This window comes from Chryseobacterium elymi (genome assembly GCF_003385495.1).
GTDB lineage: Bacteria > Bacteroidota > Bacteroidia > Flavobacteriales > Weeksellaceae > Chryseobacterium > Chryseobacterium elymi.
On record NZ_QNUH01000002.1, the window covers coordinates 90,944 to 111,030 of the forward strand.

General features: G+C 36.8%; 20 protein-coding genes. 9 read left to right on the forward strand and 11 right to left on the reverse strand.

Annotation, left to right across the window (positions count from 1 at the left end; genetic code table 11):
* Positions 1 to 94: 94 nt before the first annotated feature.
* Positions 95 to 2,116, reverse strand: coding sequence for a hypothetical protein (locus DRF60_RS02805; RefSeq protein ID WP_116010616.1), 2,022 nt, complete (start codon positions 2,114 to 2,116; stop codon positions 95 to 97).
* Positions 2,117 to 2,254: 138 nt separating this feature from the next.
* Here DRF60_RS02805 and DRF60_RS02810 point away from each other — a divergent pair, with 138 nt between their 5' ends.
* A complete protein-coding gene (locus DRF60_RS02810) occupies positions 2,255 to 2,602 on the forward strand; it encodes a DUF4377 domain-containing protein (protein WP_116010617.1) in 348 nt (115 codons plus the stop codon).
* 288 nt (positions 2,603 to 2,890) lie between these two features.
* Positions 2,891 to 4,027 carry a cysteine peptidase family C39 domain-containing protein gene (locus tag DRF60_RS02815; RefSeq protein ID WP_116010618.1) on the forward strand — a complete coding sequence of 379 codons (1,137 nt, stop codon included), beginning with the start codon at positions 2,891 to 2,893 and terminating at the stop codon, positions 4,025 to 4,027.
* 275 nt (positions 4,028 to 4,302) lie between these two features.
* Here the strand turns inward: DRF60_RS02815 and DRF60_RS02820 are convergent, their stop codons facing one another.
* Positions 4,303 to 5,004: an ABC transporter ATP-binding protein gene (locus DRF60_RS02820; protein WP_116010619.1), complete on the reverse strand. Its 702-nt coding sequence runs from the start codon at positions 5,002 to 5,004 to the stop codon at positions 4,303 to 4,305.
* Positions 5,005 to 5,130: 126 nt separating this feature from the next.
* On the opposite strand from DRF60_RS02820, the gene DRF60_RS02825 reads away from it, so the two are divergent.
* Complete coding sequence (locus DRF60_RS02825) at positions 5,131 to 5,514, forward strand: Fur family transcriptional regulator (protein ID WP_116010620.1); 384 nt, start codon at positions 5,131 to 5,133, stop codon at positions 5,512 to 5,514.
* Between the two features lie 120 nt (positions 5,515 to 5,634).
* On the opposite strand, the gene dgt is transcribed toward DRF60_RS02825, so the two are convergent.
* Positions 5,635 to 6,990, reverse strand: coding sequence for a dGTP triphosphohydrolase (gene dgt / locus DRF60_RS02830; protein ID WP_116010621.1), 1,356 nt, complete (start codon positions 6,988 to 6,990; stop codon positions 5,635 to 5,637).
* 70 nt (positions 6,991 to 7,060) lie between these two features.
* Here dgt and DRF60_RS02835 point away from each other — a divergent pair, with 70 nt between their 5' ends.
* Positions 7,061 to 7,795: a DNA-formamidopyrimidine glycosylase family protein gene (locus DRF60_RS02835; protein ID WP_116010806.1), complete on the forward strand. Its 735-nt coding sequence runs from the start codon at positions 7,061 to 7,063 to the stop codon at positions 7,793 to 7,795.
* A 176-nt stretch (positions 7,796 to 7,971) separates the two neighbouring features.
* Positions 7,972 to 8,598, forward strand: a complete 627-nt coding sequence (locus DRF60_RS02840; RefSeq protein WP_116010622.1) for a class I SAM-dependent methyltransferase — start codon at positions 7,972 to 7,974, stop codon at positions 8,596 to 8,598.
* A gap of 90 nt (positions 8,599 to 8,688) precedes the next feature.
* On the opposite strand, the gene DRF60_RS21505 is transcribed toward DRF60_RS02840, so the two are convergent.
* Both DRF60_RS21505 and DRF60_RS02855 read right to left on the reverse strand, forming a co-directional pair.
* Complete coding sequence (locus DRF60_RS21505; protein WP_238639988.1) at positions 8,689 to 8,802, reverse strand: LytTR family transcriptional regulator DNA-binding domain-containing protein; 114 nt, start codon at positions 8,800 to 8,802, stop codon at positions 8,689 to 8,691.
* Between the two features lie 183 nt (positions 8,803 to 8,985).
* Positions 8,986 to 9,321 carry a DMT family transporter gene (locus DRF60_RS02855; RefSeq protein ID WP_116010623.1) on the reverse strand — a complete coding sequence of 112 codons (336 nt, stop codon included), beginning with the start codon at positions 9,319 to 9,321 and terminating at the stop codon, positions 8,986 to 8,988.
* A 1,156-nt stretch (positions 9,322 to 10,477) separates the two neighbouring features.
* On the opposite strand from DRF60_RS02855, the gene DRF60_RS02860 reads away from it, so the two are divergent.
* A complete protein-coding gene (locus DRF60_RS02860; RefSeq protein WP_116010624.1) occupies positions 10,478 to 11,197 on the forward strand; it encodes an AAA family ATPase in 720 nt (239 codons plus the stop codon).
* The gene (locus DRF60_RS02865; protein WP_116010625.1) at positions 11,194 to 11,925 is read left to right on the forward strand and encodes a YggS family pyridoxal phosphate-dependent enzyme; all 732 of its coding nucleotides are present in this window, start codon (positions 11,194 to 11,196) and stop codon (positions 11,923 to 11,925) included. The genes DRF60_RS02860 and DRF60_RS02865 overlap by 4 nt, the downstream gene beginning before the upstream one ends.
* A 96-nt stretch (positions 11,926 to 12,021) precedes the next feature.
* Here DRF60_RS02865 and DRF60_RS02870 read toward each other — a convergent pair whose 3' ends face one another.
* Positions 12,022 to 12,372, reverse strand: a complete 351-nt coding sequence (locus tag DRF60_RS02870) for a winged helix-turn-helix transcriptional regulator (RefSeq protein ID WP_116010626.1) — start codon at positions 12,370 to 12,372, stop codon at positions 12,022 to 12,024.
* 125 nt (positions 12,373 to 12,497) lie between these two features.
* Here DRF60_RS02870 and DRF60_RS02875 point away from each other — a divergent pair, with 125 nt between their 5' ends.
* A complete protein-coding gene (locus tag DRF60_RS02875; protein ID WP_116010627.1) occupies positions 12,498 to 13,292 on the forward strand; it encodes an SDR family oxidoreductase in 795 nt (264 codons plus the stop codon).
* A gap of 47 nt (positions 13,293 to 13,339) precedes the next feature.
* Positions 13,340 to 13,657, forward strand: a complete 318-nt coding sequence (locus DRF60_RS02880; RefSeq protein WP_116010628.1) for a nuclear transport factor 2 family protein — start codon at positions 13,340 to 13,342, stop codon at positions 13,655 to 13,657.
* 575 nt (positions 13,658 to 14,232) lie between these two features.
* Here DRF60_RS02880 and gcvP read toward each other — a convergent pair.
* From gcvP to DRF60_RS02905, 5 genes are all read right to left on the reverse strand, one after another.
* The gene (gene gcvP / locus DRF60_RS02885) at positions 14,233 to 17,091 is read right to left on the reverse strand and encodes an aminomethyl-transferring glycine dehydrogenase (protein ID WP_116010629.1); all 2,859 of its coding nucleotides are present in this window, start codon (positions 17,089 to 17,091) and stop codon (positions 14,233 to 14,235) included.
* 461 nt (positions 17,092 to 17,552) lie between these two features.
* Positions 17,553 to 18,200, reverse strand: a complete 648-nt coding sequence (locus DRF60_RS02890; protein WP_111954999.1) for a J domain-containing protein — start codon at positions 18,198 to 18,200, stop codon at positions 17,553 to 17,555.
* 432 nt (positions 18,201 to 18,632) lie between these two features.
* On the reverse strand, positions 18,633 to 18,899 hold the full coding sequence (locus DRF60_RS02895) for a hypothetical protein (RefSeq protein ID WP_116010630.1): 267 nt from the start codon (positions 18,897 to 18,899) through the stop codon (positions 18,633 to 18,635).
* 90 nt (positions 18,900 to 18,989) lie between these two features.
* Positions 18,990 to 19,322, reverse strand: coding sequence for a hypothetical protein (locus DRF60_RS02900; protein WP_116010631.1), 333 nt, complete (start codon positions 19,320 to 19,322; stop codon positions 18,990 to 18,992).
* A gap of 15 nt (positions 19,323 to 19,337) precedes the next feature.
* On the reverse strand, positions 19,338 to 19,916 hold the full coding sequence (locus DRF60_RS02905; RefSeq protein ID WP_040994467.1) for an RNA polymerase sigma factor: 579 nt from the start codon (positions 19,914 to 19,916) through the stop codon (positions 19,338 to 19,340).
* Positions 19,917 to 20,087: the final 171 nt, after the last annotated feature.

The window sequence follows — 20,087 nt, forward strand, 5'->3', positions numbered from 1 at the left end:
TTTTTTATTTTCGGCGGCCTCCGGCCGCCGAAAATAAAAAAACAATCTTAAATATAAACTTTAAGTATAAAAATATAAAATACTAAATATCAATTTATTTAAACTTTTTCTTAAAGTTAAACTTGATCATATTCATTATACCAGGTTCAATAATATCAATGCCCAATCCAAAATTACTGTCTGCTATTGTATGATGATCTTCACGGAATTTTTCAAACTGATCCTGGGGAATTTCAAGATTCACCAGAGGATTGTATTCTATAAAAACCGTAGCCCCATTTTTAGTAATTTTCTTGCGGCTTTTGTACTCAAAATAAGGATTGCTTATCGTACTTTCCTGAACAGTATATTTTTCCTGTGTATCAATCTTCTGATCTGTATTCAGACTTATCTCATACTTTTCACTGTCAAAGTTATGCCAGAAAGGAAGATCTTTATGTATAAAATCTCTTGCGCTTGCTTTAATAACATTCCGGTCAAAATACATTAAGAACCGGTTTTTTTGAGGATCTACATAATAAGGGTCATCAACTGTAGAGGAGTATTGAATCTTGAATTCATTCAGCTTCTTATCATCGCTTACAATATCAATGGTGGCATCTTTAAAAATATTTCTAATATCCGTTCCGTTCCTGTCATTAGAATAATTAAGCCCATAAAACAAAAAACTGTTCCAGCTGTCTACGATTTCCCTTTTGTTGGTAGTCTTGAAATACCTTCTCATCGCATTGGCTCGGTTTCCTTTATACGTTGTGGTCAGTTTCAGACGGCCAGTTGTATTCTGAGCATTAAACTCAACTTTTTCATCAATACAGTAATACGGAAATTGATATGATTTTCTTTCCTGAAGTACCTGATCCGGTTTCACTTCAAGATAATGCATGAAGTAGATAAAGCCACGGTTTTCTATCAGTCCGAATTCATCACGTACCGTAGCATCTACAAAATATTCCTGACCTTTATAGTCAATCTTTACCACCACATGATTAAAGCTAAGCAATGAAGGCAGATAATATTTGATATAGTAATCTGTATGAAAGTTCACGAGAACCACCGAAGAATCAACTCCGATATAATCTAAAATAACTTTCAGTAAAACACATTTTGCCTTACAGTCTCCCTGCTTATTCTCATACGTGACAGAAGGTTCCTGAGGCTTATGCCCATTCATTTCATCGGCATTGAAAATATAATAAATATGATTCTGGACGTATTCTATGGCAAACTGCAGCTTTTCATCCAGACTAGCAATCGCATCCAGCTTCTCAGCAAGATGGGGAGCAAAATCCTTTAAGGAATAGGTACTGAACATTTCTTCGTAAATCGGAGCAATATAATTGGAAAGATCTTTCCAGCTGTTTTCGGTTGCAAAATCTATAAATGGGAAAATTTCACGGCTTGCATCTGCCAAATTAATGTAATTATCCTCTTCTATAACGAACCTTTCCCCTTTTTTTAAATGATGGGTCTCTGGTTCCAAAACATTCCCCTGTTCATCTCTGAAAAAAGTTTTTCTATAAGCAATATCCTGTTCCCGGTCATTGATAAAAGTAAACTTAAAGCTTCCGTATGCCCAGTAATTATCCGGGCTTACCCATACATATTTTGAAAATTCTTTTCTCAGAAAATCACGTTCCGTAAATGCTTTAAACCGCGAATCTTCCAGGATCAGTACATCATAAAGCCTAAGATCCTTAATCGTAATATTAATCTTTTTATTACTGCTTAGAATTCCGCCGCTGCTCTGGTTTTCGCTATCCAATACTTTTATTTTGGTATCCGGAATCTTATCGATCAGCACACCGTCTCTCAAAACACTGATCCGGTGAATACTGTAGACTTCATTTTCCTCCACAATAACCTCCGAAACAGAAGCCCGCTCCAGATTTACCGGTTCATTAAGGGTATAAGCCATGCAGACATATTCACTGTTTTCAGTATTGCTTGTATAATATTTTTTATCAAGAAAATAACAGTAATCTCTTCCTTCATCAATCTGTTTTCTGGAAAATTCAGAGTCTTTTATTTTATCAATCAGTTCATAATCTTCTATTTTTCCAGCCCATGCTTCGGGTTTCTGAATTTTGTAATTTTCAATTTGAATCGGATTATTCATAGTATATTCTGGTAATTGTGTTCTTTGGTTTAATTTTTAGAAGCGCTCAAATTAAATAATTAAAAAATAAAAAACAATAGAAGAACTGCGTCAAAACTTCGGCACAGTAATTGAAACCAAGATGTAAAATAAAGTTTTATGAAAATTATCGCAACCATTCTAAAAGGCGCTGTTCCTGCAGTAGTACTATTCGCAATGACACAATGTACCACAACGGCCAACACTGCCGGGGCCGATGAAAAAACCTTCATCGTAGGACCTGAAACTGCAGACTGTACAGGAGTAGCACCAATGAAATGCCTGCAGGTAAAAGAAAAAACGTCAGAAAGCTGGACGAATTTCTATACAAACATTGAAGGATTTACTTATGAGCCGGGATACGAATACGTTTTGAGAGTAAAGACCGAAAAAATCGCTAATCCTCCAGCCGACGGATCTTCAATAAAATACACCCTGATTAAAGAGGTTTCCAAAACCAAAAAATAGTACAAAAAATTCCCGGAAAATCCGGGAGTTTTTATTTGACTTTTTAGACTAAAACTGTACTGCATTCTTATACATTCTCAAGGACTTTTCTTCCTTTACTCCTATAATATTCTTCTTCCTATCATTTGCAGGTTCTTTTGTTTAATTAAAAACACAATGCCCCACGATCTTCAGAATTAATGTAAGAAATACAAACTGCGTATTATTTTTTTTATAAATTGCAACAACATTGCATTAGCAACAATATTGCGATTTTGAACTTAATATAAAAATAGAAATCACCGCAGGATGAGCCATCATGAGCATAAAATTATAAAAAAAATCACCTACTACTTTAAAAGAAAATACTATCCTTTTTTCAGACAGCTGGACACAATGGACTGCGGACCTACCTGTCTTAAAATGATTACTGCGTATTATGGAAAAGAACTTTCATTAAATCATTTACGTGATCTCTGTGATGTACACAGTCAGGGAACTTCAGTATCAGGAATAATATATGCAGCAGAAAAAACAGGACTCAAAACACTGGCTGCAGAACTGAGCCTTGAGATATTGCTCGAAAAAGCACCGTTACCCTGTATACTCCACTGGGATCATAATCATTTTGTTGTACTGTGGCATCTTACCGAAAAACATGCCTATGTAGGAAATCCTGCATTAGGAAGTAATATGCGCTATACAATCAATGATTTTATTGAACACTGGACTACTCCCGACAGTGGAAATAAAGGTATCGCTATTTTTACTGAACAGACAGAAACTTTTAATCAAATAAAAGATCAGCCAGATCCGCCAGTCAGTTTATTTTCATTATTAGAAAGGATAAATGACCGCAAAAATGTTTTTTTTGTTATTTCAGCTCTCTTAGCAGCTTCACTTTTGACATTAGCCATTCCATTATTAACCCAGGCCGTGGTTGATAGGGCTGTTTCCAGAAAGGATATTGGAATATTATCTCTGATTTGTGCAGGACAGCTTATTTTATTTACCGGCAGAATTTTAACCGATTTCTTTCGCAGCCGGATTCTTTTTAAACTAGGAATGAACATCAGCATAAAACTTATTTATGAATTTGTTGATAAACTCATGCAACTGAAGCTTTCTTTCTTTGAATACAGAAGTAGCGGTGATAATTTGCAGAGAATCTATGATAACCAGCGTGTAGAAGAATTTCTTACCAAAAACTGTGTGAGTGCAGGACTCTCCATAATCATTCTACTTGTTAATGGCGGATTATTATGCTATTACAACTGGAAGCTTTTCATTTTATTCCTTGTTGCCAGCATGATCAGCGTACTTTGGACCAATCTCTTTGAAGAGAAAAGAAGACATCTGGATCAGAGAACTTTCAGCCTGCTTGCGAATGCTCAGAAATATAAAACAGGACAAATATTTTCAGACCATTTTCCTGAAATACTCTAAACTCATGCTTTGCTACTAAAAATGTTATTTTTAAATCAGCCATTAATTTACTTTTGATCTTTCAACTTTGGATAATCCTTCCTGATGAAACTTTGCAAAAATTCTTTTGCATGATGAAATCAGATTGAAGCATTTCAAAAACCACTATTGCAACAACGTAGCAAAAATAACAATTAATTTCAATTTTGCAACATTGTTGCAATAAATTATTATGCAATTTTTTAGCCTGAATTTATTCAGTGTGCGGTAGAAATGTATTTCTTTTGTAATTTGAATCAGCTTTGTATATAATCCAGATATATTTTCTCCAGCTCATTAGCAGTTACCCCTGATGTATACATTTCTCTGACCAAAACTCCGCTTTTAAGAATTCCGATACGACTGCATGTTTCTCTTACTCTGAAAATATCATGAGAAGCCATAAGTATCGCTGCCCCTTCCCCAGCAAGTTTTTTCAGCAAAGATGAAAGCTCGTTACTGGCCAAAGGATCCAGACCACTTGCAGGTTCATCCAGTAAATATACTTTGGCTTTTTTTGCATATGCTATGGCAATACCTACCTTTTGTCTCATCCCCTTAGAATAAGCTCCGGTTTTTTTATGATGCGAATCTCTTTGTAGCCCGCAAACACTAAGGATACCGGAGAGCTCTTCTTTACTGTAATTTTTCCCAGCCAGTTTGCAGAAATAATAAAGATTTTCTATCCCCGTCAAATAGGGATACAGGTTAACGTTTTCGGAAATATAGCCTATCATTTTTCTTGCTTCTTTTGCATCTGTACTGGTATCATAACTGTTGAGAAGCGTTATTCCGGCATCTGGTTGTAAGAAACCAAGCAGCATATTTAATGTTGTTGATTTTCCGGCCCCATTCGGACCAAGCAGGCCATAGATCTCACCGCTTTTCACTGATAGAGAAAGTCCTTTTACTGCTTCTTTTCCATTATATGCTTTTCTTGCGTTTTCAATCTTGATCATAATCTTTGTTCTATTTTTATTTAAACACTTAATGCACTGCATTAATGCAACATTATTTCAAAAATAAAGATTATATTTGTTACTGCAACAATATAGCAGTAATTATATTGAAATTTTACAGAAAAGATGAAACAGTCGAGAAATACAATAGCGAGAAAGGAAATCACAAAGCTGATCCACGAATCGGGAATAGCTTTGTCACATGCGGAACTGCAAGTGCTGCTGAATGGACTCTGCGACCGTGTAACGACTTACAGAGTGCTTGACAGATTAATGGATGAAGGGATCATCCATAAAGTAGTAGATATTGACGGTACCATAAAGTATGCAGAATGCCACACCTGTACAACAGAAATTCATCATCATGACCACCTTCATTTCAGCTGTGAACAATGTAAAACAGTGACTTGTGTTGAGGATATTGAACCAAAGATTAAATTACCGATAACCTATAAGGTACACAAAATTAACCTTACAGTATCAGGAATCTGCCCTAATTGCCAGCAATAAGCAATAATCTTATACATAGATTCTTCTTTACCGTGAATTTAGCACCGTATTAAAATTTTAGGATGAAGTTTTTGTGTATATGAGAAGTGATGTTTGATATTAAAGTGTTCATTGATACAACTACATTGTCATTCCTATATCAATACCTTTGATTTTTCTGTAGAGATCGGTTGCAAAATTATCGGTCATTCCTGAAACAAAATCTATTACTCCAAGCACTTTCTGATAATCTGTTCCTTCTTCGTAAACGAATTGTCTCGGAAGCAGTTTCAATGCTTTTTTATCGTAAGATTTTCTTTCATCCTCAGGTTTCAGAATAGAGGGAATAAAATGGTCAAGAAGCTCATACATTACATTGTAACCGGCATTTTCAATTTCTACCACAGCTTTATGATTGTAGATCTTTTCAATAGAAAACGCCTCAATGTCCTGCAGAGCTCTGTTTTCAGATTTATAAATATCAAGAAGCCCATTATCCAGATTTCCCTGAAGGATATTTCCGAAATTATGTTTATAAATTTCAAGGGATTTATTGATCAAAGCATTAATCGCTTTTGCTCTAAGGTAAGAGATCTTTTCATTTTCATTGGAAATGGAAGCCAGCTTATTTTTTACTCTTTCCGTATCATTGCTTTCAGATTTTATGAGTTCAAAAAACAGGTTTTCACAATCTGTAGTGGATACAATGCCCAATCGATGAGCATCCTCCATATCTATAATATTGTAACAAATATCATCTGCCGACTCTACAAGCCATACGAAAGGATGTCTTTTGAATATATAAGGTTCTTCATTTTCTAAGATTAGATTTGTTGCTTTTGCTATTTCCAGGAAAATATCTTTCTCATTCTGGAAAAATCCGAATTTCTTTCTGTGAATGATCCCTTTTTTTCTGGCAACAGCTTCACATGGATATTTTGCAATGCTCGCTAAAGTAGAAAAAGTAAGTTGGATTCCTCCATCATCTTTTCCCTGCTGACGTTGGGCCAGCACTCTTATAGCATTTGCATTTCCTTCAAAATTAACAAGATCTGCCCATTCTTTTTCATTAAATTTAAGCTTCAGGTCTCTTTCGTTTCTCTCAAAATAACTCGCAATCGCATCTTCCCCCGAATGTCCAAAAGCGGGATTTCCTACATCATGGCACAAACATGCCGCTGCAATTACGTTTCCTAAGTTATGAAGATAAAAATTTTTAGAATCTTCCGTAAGGTCATTTTTATAGGTTTCAAAGATAAATTCCCCGATAATACTTCCCAAACTTCTGCCTACCGACGAAACTTCCAGCGAATGTGTCAGCCTGTTGTGCACAAAAACACTTCCGGGAAGAGGAAATACCTGGGTCTTATTCTGAAGCCTTCTGAAAGCAGAAGAAAAGATAATTCTATCAAAATCTCTCTGAAAATCAGTTCTTGAAGCTTTAGTATGCGGATTGTTCCCTGTACGCTGATTCGTGAAAATCTGGTTTAAATTCATCATTTTTCAAAATTACTCCAAATTTTATTTTTACGGAATAGTATTTGAACTTTTGTTGAAAAGTAAAGCCATGCCTGAGGGACCATCCATTATTTTAATGAAAGAAAGCCTGCAGCCGCTTACCGGACATCAGGTAACGGAAGCTTCAGGCAATGCCAAATTCGAGAAAGAACCACTGATTGGCCAAACACTTCGCGAAATCCGCACATTCGGAAAACAGACATATCTTGTCTTAGACAATACAGCCATTCGAATTCATTTGCTGATGTTCGGATCATACAGTATTGATGAACAGACCAAACCGGATAAAAGCCTGCGCCTTTCAATTCATTTAAAAACCGGAAGCATGTATTTCTACACCTGCTCCGTCAAGTCTGTAGAGTTAGAATTCTTATCCTGGATAGACTGGGAAGCCGACGTCATGAGTGATATCTGGAACCCTGAAAAAGCAGCAAAGAAACTGAAATCCAAACCGGAAATGATGGTCTGTGATGCTCTGATGGATCAGGATATTTTTTCAGGTGTGGGAAATATTATCAAAAACGAGGTTCTGTTCAGAATTGGCGTTCAGCCGGAAAGTAGAATAGAGAATCTGCCTGCAAAAAAACTCAAGGACCTTATTGCTGAAGCCCGAAATTACAGTTTTGAATTCCTGGAATGGAAGCGGGAATTCGTTTTAAAGAAACACTGGCTCGTCCATACCAAAACAACATGTCCGAAATGCGGGCATAAACTCGTGAAGAAACAGACGGGACTGGGAAAAAGGCGAAGCTTCTACTGCGAAAAGGATCAGAAGCTCTATTAAAAAATTTACTGTAGCCTTCATTTCAAAAAACCTATTTACAAAATCTATTTTCACCAGAGCTTTTTCCATTCAAGGAAACGGCTGGAAACATCTTATATTTGGGTCTTCAATGAAAACTATGATTCATCAGTGACTGATGAGCAACAAATAACCAAATAACACTTATATTCTTACAAATGACAGATAATACATGGCTTGACAGATGGAATGACAGGTACAGCAGTGAAGAATTCGCTTACGGAACAGAGCCCAATAACTATTTAAAAGAGCAGTTAGAGAAACTGGAACCAGGTTCTATCCTGTTTCCTGCAGAAGGCGAAGGCCGGAATGCTGTTTTTGCAGCAACAAAAGGATGGAAGGTTTCCGCTTTCGATATCAGCAACAAAGGTAAGAGTAAAGCGGTACGGCTTGCTGAAAGTCAAAACGTAGTGATTGACTATCAGATTGGTGAGCTTGAGGCCCTGAACTTTCAGACGGACCAGTTTGATACCATTGCTCTTATTTATGCACACTTTCCGGCTGAAATCAAATCTTCTGTCCATCAGATGCTGGGCCGGTATCTGCGTAAAGGCGGAATTATTATTTTTGAAGCCTTCAGCAAAAGTCATCTTGATTATGTAACCAAAAATGAGAAAGTTGGCGGTCCCAAAGATATTGGGTCATTATTTTCAATAGACGAGATCAAAGCTGATTTTCCCAATTATGATATTATAGAGCTGGAAGAAAAAGAAATAGAACTCAGTGAAGGCTTATTTCACAACGGAACAGGCTCTGTAATCCGTTTTACAGGACGAAAGCGGTAATCTATCCCTCAGAATTCAGAAATCCACCGGCATATTTTGTGAAAAAATCGGATCTGTAGACTTCACCCAAGGGAATCTCAGATTCATCAATTAGATATTATGATTATCAAATGAATCAATAAAATCAAAATTGACTACATAAGATTTGCTTACGCGAAGAAAGGTTTCCCACGAAATTTTCTGGTGGATGGTTTTCAGGTTCATGGCTGTACATTGAATTAGTGCAGGTAAAATGAAGGATTTTATTTTCAATGCTTATATGTATTGTCACATACGATGCTTTACTGCTGATATCTACACTGTGCTTTACAGCATTTTCAACAAAAGTGGTAAATAAGTTGGGAGGGATAAAAGTACTTTTTAAATGCTTAAATCTTAATTAAAAAATTAATGCGTTCCCATTTTTGAAAATACATTAATAACAATCACACCCATCACGATCAGTATAATTCCTATGATAGCAGGCAGATCCGGCACCTGCTTAAAAGCAATAATACCAATGAGTGTGATAAAGACAATCCCCACTCCGGACCATATTGCATAAGTTATCCCAACAGGGATCTGCCGTAGAGTAAGGCTCAGAAAATAAAATGCGGCAGCGTATCCTATAACGGTAATTACAGAAGGCCAAAGCTTTGAAAACTCTTCAGATTTTTTAAGAAAAGTTGTCGCTATGATCTCAAATATGATTGCTAAGGCTAGAAATATATAACTGCGTCCCATACAGGCTTATTTTTACAAAAATAAGGAAAAGCTATTTCTTTACGTTGAAAACTAACCAATAAAATCGACATTATTGTTCCGTATTACTAATGCTGTCTAACTTCTTATATTTCATTTTTATTATAATCCCTGGTTAATGAATACGGAGGAAAAATATTCTAAGAAAATTCTTCTCTTAATATCCCTTGCAGGTGAATATCTATCAGAGTATTTATTATTAACAATTAAAAAAAAGAAAACTTATCCTCTTTAAACATGTCTGACAGTAATTGTTTCAATCGGTCACTATTTCCAATACATGTGACAAAATTTACAAACTTCTGTCATAAAATTAGTCAGGCTTTAAAAATTCAGGGATAAAATTCAAGTCCGAAAAATAAATTTTCTTAACATAAGAATTCTTTCATTACCCAAAATCTGACGTTCAAAACAAAACTAAAAGTAAATATTATGCAATGCATTTTTATTTTTTTGTTTTATCAAGTCCAACATAGAAGCATTGAAACAGTTATCAACTTATTAATTTTTTACAGATAAGACAATAAATATAGTAATAATTTCATAAAAACATATTAATTTTTTGTAAACAAAAACTTAGTTAAAATTAACAATATAAATATATAACACACTGATATACATCATAATTATTTGCTTTGGCACGTGATTTGAAAACTGTAATATTGCAATTAGAAAATTGATAAAATAAAGTCAAATAATTAAATAAAATAAAAAAAATGGTAACTTACATCGGTATCGCAACATGTGTAGTAGTATTCGCTTCTTACTTTATGACAGTAAAAAGAGAACAAAGAAACTAAGTTCTATCTAAGGTAAGCCTATAGAACATCTATATTAATTGTATTGTTTATGTTTTTTAATCTGAATATTCAGATTCTGCTCTTTTACTCAGCGGAGTAAAAGGGCCTAAAAAACATACCCCTTTAACTGAATTTCATAGCAAATTTTATATATCCCAATAGTCAAGCCGAACAAAAAGTTCGGCTTTTCTTGTTAAATATCTGGCAAACGGCTAAAGCCTATTTCTATTGAATACTCAATCATAATCTGGACTACCTGCTAATTCTGATTCAGGCTTCACTCATCATTCGATAAAGCTTTATCTTTGTACAGATAAGAATTATTTTTAAATTATAGCATGAATCTGTATAATCTCATCATTCAGGATAAAGAGGAGGTAACCCTCAACGATGTATTTCTCAGTAACGGTAACAGAGATCAGCTGGTGCAGCTCATTAAAGAACATACTTACGTAAAGGAACTGCAGGAATATGGCCTTCCGGTGAATAATAAGATCCTTCTGCAGGGAAATTCCGGATGTGGAAAAACGATGACTGCCAAGGCTGTTGCCAATGCTTTGGGTAAAAATATCCTGATCTTAAATCTGAGCAATATCGTTTCTTCCCGAATCGGGGAAACTTCTCAAAATATTAAAATGATCTTTGACAAAGCAGCGAGGGAAAGATCTGTTCTTTTTCTGGATGAACTGGACCAGATCGGGAAAGCGAGAGGAAGCGACGATAAAGATGTCGGTGAAATGAGAAGACTGGTGAATACTTTGATCCAGCTGATTGATTATTATCCTGAAAATGCTCTTTTAATCTGTGCCACAAATCACGCAGAGATCATTGATACTGCCCTACTGAGACGTTTCCAGTTGAAGATTAGCTATGAAATGCCTTCTGATGAATTTCTGGATACTTTTTATGATGATCTCCTGTTAAAATTCCCGGAAGACCTGAAAAACATAGACCGTAATTACAATATTTCTTTTGCTGAAGCTAAAGATCATGCTTTGACATCGGTAAAATCAGCTTTAATTAAAAAACTGGAAGCCAGAGAAATCACACAGCCATGAAAGAGGACATCCTCCACAATCTTGGGATCATCAATGAGAGAATAAAAAAAGCCTGTGAAAAAGCGGGCAGAAATCCTGATGAAGTCAAATTACTGCTGGCAACAAAAACAGTCTCTGCTGAGCGTATTAAAACAGCTTTACAAAACGGGCAGACCTTAATTGCAGAGAATAAGGTTCAGGAGCTGAAAGATAAGTATGATGATCTGAAAGATACTCCGCATGAAAGTCATTTTATCGGGCATCTTCAGACCAATAAAATCAAGGATATTTTAAAGTATAATGTAGTTTGTATACAATCTATGGATCGTCTGGATCTAGCAGGAAAGCTTCATCAAAGGCTTGTATCGGAAGGAAAAACAATAGAGATACTCATCCAGGTGAATACTTCTGAAGAGGAAAGTAAATTTGGTGTTCATCCCGATAAAGCTGTCGAGCTGACCCGAAAAGTTGCTGAATTCAGTACATTAAAAATTAAGGGACTAATGACCATTGGTCTTTTCAGCGCCGAAACAGAGAAAGTAAGAAGCTGTTTTAAAATTCTGAAGAAACTACAGCAGGAAATCATCAGCCAGAATATTCCCAACGTACAAATGAAGGAACTTTCCATGGGCATGAGCGGTGACCTGGAAACGGCAATTGAAGAAGGCGCTACGATTGTGAGAGTGGGAACGGCTGTGTTTGGAGCGAGGGTGTATCCGGATAGTTTTTATTGGGATGAGGGGAAATAGGAAATAAGTTTTAACCAATATAAAATCAACCTTAGTTCAAACTTCCTAAGTCGTAATAGAAATTCAAATCCTTACTATCCAAAACCATACCTGTTCCTATCTCTTCAAAATAACCTTCCGCAGCCGCTCTTCATGCTGATCTCCCCAATTCCCCAATGCGGAAATAACAGGAATCAGTGTTTTACCAAAATCCGTAAGATAATACTCTACTTTGGGTGGAAGCTGGGCGTAAATGATTTTTGAAACCAGTTCGTGTTCTTCCAGTTCTTTCAGCTGAATATTCAGCACCCGCCTTGAAGCATCGGGAATTTTGCGCTGCAGTTCACTTGGGCGTTGATGGCCTTCATTAATAAACCACAGCAGACGGATCTTCCATTTTCCGTACAGCACTTCACCGATCAGGTCAAGACCGCAATTTAAGTTCAAAGGAATTTTTCTTTCATACATACTGTAAAATTAGCCCAATGTTCTAAAATGTACAATAGGGGAAAAATTAATCCCTATGCAATTCGATTTTCCCTTATTGCCGGAAATGAAGATACTTCGGAAATTTGTACCAAAGAATTCAGCATATGAAAGAACAATCTAATTTCAATAACGAACTGGAAGGCAAAACAGCCCTGGTCACAGGTGGTACTAAAGGAGCCGGAAAAGCCATTGCAGAAAGATTATTAAATGCAGGAGCTACCGTAATTATAGTTGCAAGAAACCCACCCGAAGAGGAAAATCCGGACCTGTATTTTATTTCAGCAGATCTCAGCACCTCTGAGGGAACCCATAAAGTGGTGGAAGAAGTTCTACAGAAATTCGGGAAACTGGATATTTTAGTCAACAATCTTGGAGGCTCAGAGACCAAAGGAGGCGGTTTTGCCGTTTTGACCGACGAAGACTGGGTACAATCGCTGCAGACCAACCTTCTATCACCGGTACGCCTGGACAGAGGTTTTTTACCACAAATGATTGAAAGGAAAACTGGTGTCATTATTCATATTGCTTCCATTCAGGCCAGATTACCATTATATGACAGTACGCTACCCTATGCCGCTGCAAAGGCAGGCTTACTGAATTACAGCAAAAGCTTATCCAATGAAGTCGCCTCAAAAGGAATCAGGGTGTTAACCGTTTCGCCCGGCTGGATTATGACCGGATCATCTGCAAGAATGATGGAACGAATTGCCGAAAGCAGTAACAGCACGGTAGAACAGGCCACAAAAAGCGTAATGGATGCACTGGGAGGAATTCCTTACGGAAGGCCCGCACAACCCGTTGAAATAGCTGAACTGGTAGGTTTCCTGGTATCGCCAAGGGCCCGTTACCTCACCGGAACCGAATTTGTGATCGACGGAGGAACAATACCAACCATTTGATAATTGATAATTGATAATTGATAATTGATAATTTAAAACAAAATAAAATGAATTTACCCAACATCATTTCAAAATTGCTGAAAGCACAAACCGAATTCGACAGCCATGCCTATGCCGATTGTTTTACCGACACTGCTGTTGTATTGGACGAAGGTAAAACCCACACCGGAAAAACAGAAATACAAAACTGGATTAACACTGCCAACAAAGAGTATAAGATCGTCATGAAACCTTTAGACTACAGCGAAAAAGACCATATTTTATCAGCCGAAATTTCAGGCACATTTCCAGGAAGTCCACTTATTTTGAAATATGATTTCGAACTAAGCGAAGGACTTATCGAGTCATTGAAAATTACAGGTTAAAAGATCGATAACACAACCGCCTTAATTTCTTCCATGTTATATTCATACAAATTAATTTAACCTGGGTTCGGGATAAGAAATACCTGAAAACAATATATATCCCTCTATTACTTACCAATAAGTGAAACGGCTATGTTTATATTAAAAATCAAATGAATGTTTTTTAAGGCTTTGTCTATCCTTGCGTTAGTTTAATCATTATCCCGAACCCAGTTTAAATTTAATATTCCTATTTATCACATACAGAATTATTATTCATATAGGTTAGTTGGTATTTTTTTTGATTGTAAAATATTTAAAACCAAACAAATACATCTATATGATTAAAAAATTACTCTTGAGCTGTCTATTCATAACAGCAGTATTCTTGTCTTCGTGTGATAAGGATCATAATACCTCACAAACAAAGAATAGTGAAGTATCAATTAAAACAGTTTCAATGGTAACTTTTGGTACCATGGCTATAGCACTTCTTGTAGCATACAGCTCCCGAAGAAGGTAACAGGATAAAAATAATAAAAAAACACCCGTTTGGAAATCCAAACGGGTGTTTTTATCTTTACTATAATGATTAATTACATATAAGCTTCAATCGGCTCACAAGTACAAACCAGGTTTCTGTCTCCATATGCTTCATCCACTCTGGATACGGAAGCAAAGAATTTATGATCTCTTACCCACTCCAGCGGATAAGCTGCCTTTTCTCTACTGTATGGTTTATCCCATGAATCTGAGATCACCAGCTGCTCGGTGTGAGGAGCGTTTTTAAGCACATTGTTGGCCTGATCTGCTTCTCCGTTGGCAATTTCATCAATCTCTTTTTTGATCGAAATTAACGCCTCTGCAAAACGGTCGATTTCAGATTTGCTTTCAGATTCTGTAGGCTCTATCATCAGTGTTCCTGCCACAGGGAAAGAAACGGTAGGTGCATGGAATCCATAGTCCATCAGTCTCTTCGCTACATCAGCTACTTCAATTCCTAAAGATTTAAACTGACGGAAGTCTACAATACACTCGTGAGCCACTCTTCCACTTCTGTTTGAGTACAGGATCGGGAAATGCTCTGCCAATATTTCTTTAAGGTAATTAGCATTCAGGATCGCATGTCCGGTTGCTTTTTTCAGTCCATCCGTTCCTAACATCTTAATGTAAGAATAAGAAATATTAAGAATCAGACCTGAACCGTAAGGTGCTGCAGAAATCCCTTCGATCGCTTCCTTAGAACCGATTCTGATATTCGCATTAGAAGGAAGGAAAGGAACCAGGTGCTTAGCCACACAGATCGGGCCTACTCCGGGACCTCCACCTCCGTGAGGAATCGCGAAAGTTTTGTGTAAGTTCAGGTGGCATACATCTGCTCCGATGTTTCCGGGACTTGTGAATCCTACCTGAGCATTCATATTGGCACCGTCCATATATACCTGCCCGCCATGTTCGTGGATCAGGCTTGTAATTTCTTTAATATTGTCATCAAAGAATCCGTAAGTGGACGGATAAGTGATCATTACACAAGATAAATTTTCAGAATTCTGCTCTGTTTTAGCTTTTAAATCTTCAAAATCGATTTCTCCGCTTTCAAGATTTTTAACCACAACAATTTTCATTCCTGCCATTGCTGCAGAAGCCGGGTTGGTTCCGTGTGCAGACTGAGGGATCAATACTACATTTCTGTGGCCTTCACCTCTTGAAATATGGTATTCTCTGATTACCATTAATCCTGCATACTCTCCCTGAGCTCCGGAGTTCGGCTGTAATGAAGTTCCTGCGAAACCAGTAATTTCAGCAAGATCTTTTTCAAGTTCTTTGATCATTTCCTGGTACCCTCCGGCCTGATCTACCGGTACAAACGGGTGAACGCTTCCCCAATCCGCCCAGGAAAGCGGGAGCATCTGAGTTGCTGCATTCAGCTTCATGGTACAAGATCCAAGAGAAATCATTGAGTGTGTTAATGAAAGGTCTTTTCTTTCAAGACGTTTGATGTAACGCATCAATTCTGTTTCCGTATGGTATTTGTTGAATACCTGCTCTGTAAGAATTTCGTCTTTTCTCAGTAATTCTTCAGGAATGCTGTATCCTTCTTTAATTTCTAATTTGAAAGTCTGCTTGTCTTTAAACTGAGCGAAAGAAGCCATCAGATAATTTAATTTTTCCAATGTTGTACTTTCGTTAATCGCAATACTTACCACTCCTTCTGTGAAATAGTTCAGATTAAGTCTGTGATCAAGCATCATTCTCATTAATCTTCCTTTTTCATCCTCGCTCATTGTGATTTTCACAGTATCGAAGATTGGCTCTTCAACAGTCTGGTATCCTAATGCTTTAAGACCATTCTTCAAGGCATTTGCTTTAAAGTGGATCTGATCAGCGATATAGTTTAATCCTTTAGGACCGTGATAAACCGCATACATCCCTGCCATTACCGCAAGAAGTACCTGTGCTGTACAGATATTGGAAGTTGCTCTTTCTCTTTTGATGTGCTGCTCTCTGGTCTGAAGCGCCATTCTCAATGCACGTCTCCCGTACATATCCTGAGAAACCCCGATAATTCTTCCCGGAATGTCTCTTTTATAATCTTCTCTGCAAGAGAAAAATGCTGCGTGAGGTCCTCCGTAGCCCAATGGAATACCAAATCTCTGTGAAGTTCCAACAGCACAGTCAGCTCCCATAGAAGCCGGTGATTTTAATTTAACCAAAGCCATTGGATCACAAGCTACAACCACCTGCAAATCTATTTTTTTATAGTTTACAATATCTTCTGTGTAATCTAAAACGATCCCGTTCTTACCCGGATATTGTAATAAAACACCGTAATACGTTTCGTCAAGCTGGTGAGTTTTGTGGTCACCTTCTACGATTTCGATGGCTAAACCTTCTGCTTTTGTTTTTAAAACAGAAACTGTCTGAGGTAAAACAAGATCGGAAACGAAGAACTTATTGGCATTCGCTTTCTTCTGATCCTTCGTTCTGTTGTTAAAGAACATGTGCATTGCCTCGGCCGCAGCTGTAGATTCATCTAAAAGAGAAGCATTCGCCAGTTCAAAGCCTGTAAGATCGCACACTACCGTCTGGAAATTCAGAAGAGCTTCCAGTCTTCCCTGTGCAATTTCAGCCTGATAAGGAGTATACGCAGTATACCAGCTGGGATTTTCGAAGATATTTCTCTGAATAGCTGAAGGCAATAGTGTATTGTGGTATCCAAAACCGATATAACTTGTATAATCAGTATTTTTCGATGCCAGCTCTTTGGAATGGTTCAGCATTTCGTATTCAGAAAGCGGTTCAGAGATCTCAAGATCTTTCTCTAAACGGATAGAAGAAGGAATGGTCTGAGAAATTAGTTCTTCAATACTTGAAACGCCCAATCTTTCCAACATTGCCTGTTTATCGGCTTCATTAAGGGAAATGTGACGGCTCACAAACTGTTCTGTATTCATTTTTATTTATTAGATTTTGTTCGTAAAAAAGATTCGTAAAATTACAATTTTTTAAGCGATTGTACAAGGGTCCTAAATTGCCAAAATGATAGAGGGAAACCCTTGCTTGTTTTAAATTTATTCGGTCTAAATTTTCAACTTCCTGTTCAGGATATATACATTTCAGGGATGTCAAGTTATCATAAAATCTGCATTCTCAGTTCAAAAAACTGGCAGTGAATTCGCTTTAAACATACTGATATACAAGTGTTATAAGATTTATGAAATTTTATTAATTATATTTATTCTAAATTAATATATTTGCAGCATGAATATGATTGTCCCATTTAAAGTACCGCCTTTATCACCAGTATACGCATTCAATAATGAAGACATGTTTTGTGAAAAGAAATCATGTTGTAAGAAATTCAAAAAAGGAAAAAGATGCAAAAAGTGCCCGGGAAGAAAGAAGATGGCATAAACTAGCCAAAATTTCTAAACAGGAAATATATTGCTGCCGCCAAAATAAGAATTCCCCAGATCAGCATCATGATCTTTGGCTGGCCTGTCCTGTTGATTGGTGTTCTGGGCTGAGGCTTAAACATTTCTTCAACGCTGTTTTTAAACTGAGCAGCATCATTTTCAAAGACTTCAGTAATCGTAATTCCCTGTACCGCAGTTTTGTGAAGCAGAGAATTTGTAGCATGAAGCAAAAGCTGGAATTTCCCGTCTTTAAATTCTGTAATCTTAAAAATCCGTTCTCCAAAAGGTTTTTCCAGGCCGAAAGGCAGTATTTTTACCACATCTGCATTATTCGTCTGCCAGTTAATGATAATCTCCTCCCCTTTTTTTGCATGAATTTTATTGGACGTAAAAGTTTTGATAGAAGGCGGAGTATTGTATCTGAAACTCTTCTGATGACTCTCTAAATTCTGATCATAGGTACGCCTCTTTCCTGAATCACTCAATATTTCATACGCTTCCTGAATTTCACGGAAACGCCCGGCAAAGAAATCGTCGTTATCATTCTTGTCGGGATGGTATTTTAGAGATAATTTTCTATAAGCCTTTTTGATGTCTTCTTCTGAAGCATCCGGAGAAATACCGAGAAAATAGTAGTAGTCTTTCATTGAGCTATACAAAAATAGGAATTTATTTTTTTTCGTATGGCTTCCGGAGGATAAAATATAATGTTCTGCTATGCTAAAAATTCAAAGGTTTGTATGCAAATGATATAGCTTACCTCGTATATCATTTCTTGAACATCAATAACACAAATGTTTTAATAATCAACACAACTCTGTCATTGCGAGCGTAGCGTGGCAATCTCTTTTTTAACGCAAGGATCGCAAAGGTTTTTAACTACTAAACTACTTATAAGGTTAGCAAGGGTGTTTCACTCAGCAAAAAATCAAAACCGACCTTATTACGCTGGGTGGCTGAAGCTCTCGAAACCATTCGGAGATTGCTTCGCTTCGCTCGCAATGCCCCTTGATTGTAAAAAAATTCCGGCGCGGGAAGCTCTGCTTCCCGCGCCGGAATTAACAATTTCAGTTTACTGATTATGCTTCTGTTGTATGACTCTTATTTACCGTTCTGCAGCATCTGGAAGCAAATTCTTTTTTGAATTTCCCTTTCAGTTCCTGATACTGCTCTTCGTTCATTTCTCTGATCTTATCAGCCAAACCGAAAGGCGATTTTTCTTTGATTCCGTATTCGCTGAAAATACCTTTTATAAATCTTTTTCTTTGTATTGCTTTTTTGGCAACTAATGCCACTCCTACAACGGCTAATACTCCCAGAGCTCCTTTTAATGCTGAATTTTTCATTTTTTCAAAATTTTAAATTTTACTACTTCTTGTTTTTTATAGAGACGGATGAATTTCAATTTTACTTTACTACTTCTTAAAATTTTTAAATTATCCGTTATTTCTGTTGAAGAATCCTCCTGAACATCTGTTTTTCCATACTTCTTTAAATTTTTCCCGTTCTTCAGGAGATAGTCCGGCCATTTTCTCTCTCATTTTCCTTTCTTTAAAGTCTCTCACTCCTTTTCCGAAATGAAATCCTCCAAAAAGAATCTTACTTAAGATAAGAATCCCCATTGCCTGCCAGAATGTAATGGATTTTACACCCAGAATCTCAGGAAGCAGACAGTTCCAAAGCCACATCACAATAAATGTAATGGTAATTAAGATCAATGGCGGACATAAGAGTAAAAAAATCCAGCCTTTTTTGTGTTTATGATTCATAATTTTTCTTCTTTACTAACTATTTAAATCTTCGTATAATTTTCTCAGTCTGTTTCTTAAATGCTTCACAGCATAGTTTTTTCTGCTGATAATGGTCTTGATGTTTTCGCCCTGTTCATCAGCGATCTGCTGTAGAGTTTTGTCATTCAGTTCATTTTCAACATAGACTAGTCTTTGTTTCTCGGGAAGTTCGTCCAATGCTTCGAAAAGCTTTTTCCAGATTTCGTCCTGGAACATCTTAACTTCAGGGCCTGCACTCTCGTCCAGCAATAAGATATCTTTGATAGAAAAACTTCCGTCTTCATCTTCATAGACGAAGTCTTCAAGATTTTCGGTTTTCTTTTTGCGGTAACGGTCGGTGATTTTATTAGCAGTCACCCTATACAGCCAGCCGCCTACATTCACAATCTCGGAAAGATTGGTCAGACTGCTGAACTGAAACCACACTTCCTGCAGAATATCTTCCGCATCTTCTGTGTTTTTCACTTTCGGACGAATATAAGACATCAGTTTTCCTCCGTACTTTGAAACGGTTTGTGAGATGATGCTTGCTTTCTCCTCCTGTGGCATTGTTATTTCTTCGACAACCTCCATATTGCTATGACGATTGATATTTTTGTTTTACTTTAATAAATTTAAAATATTTTTCCGGAAATTCGGATTTTCTTTTGTTAGCCGTGGTTTTAATTATTTTTATTTTGTAATCATTGAGTTTAAAGACGAATGTTAATACTAGTGTCACAAATATTTCATTGTATCATTTGT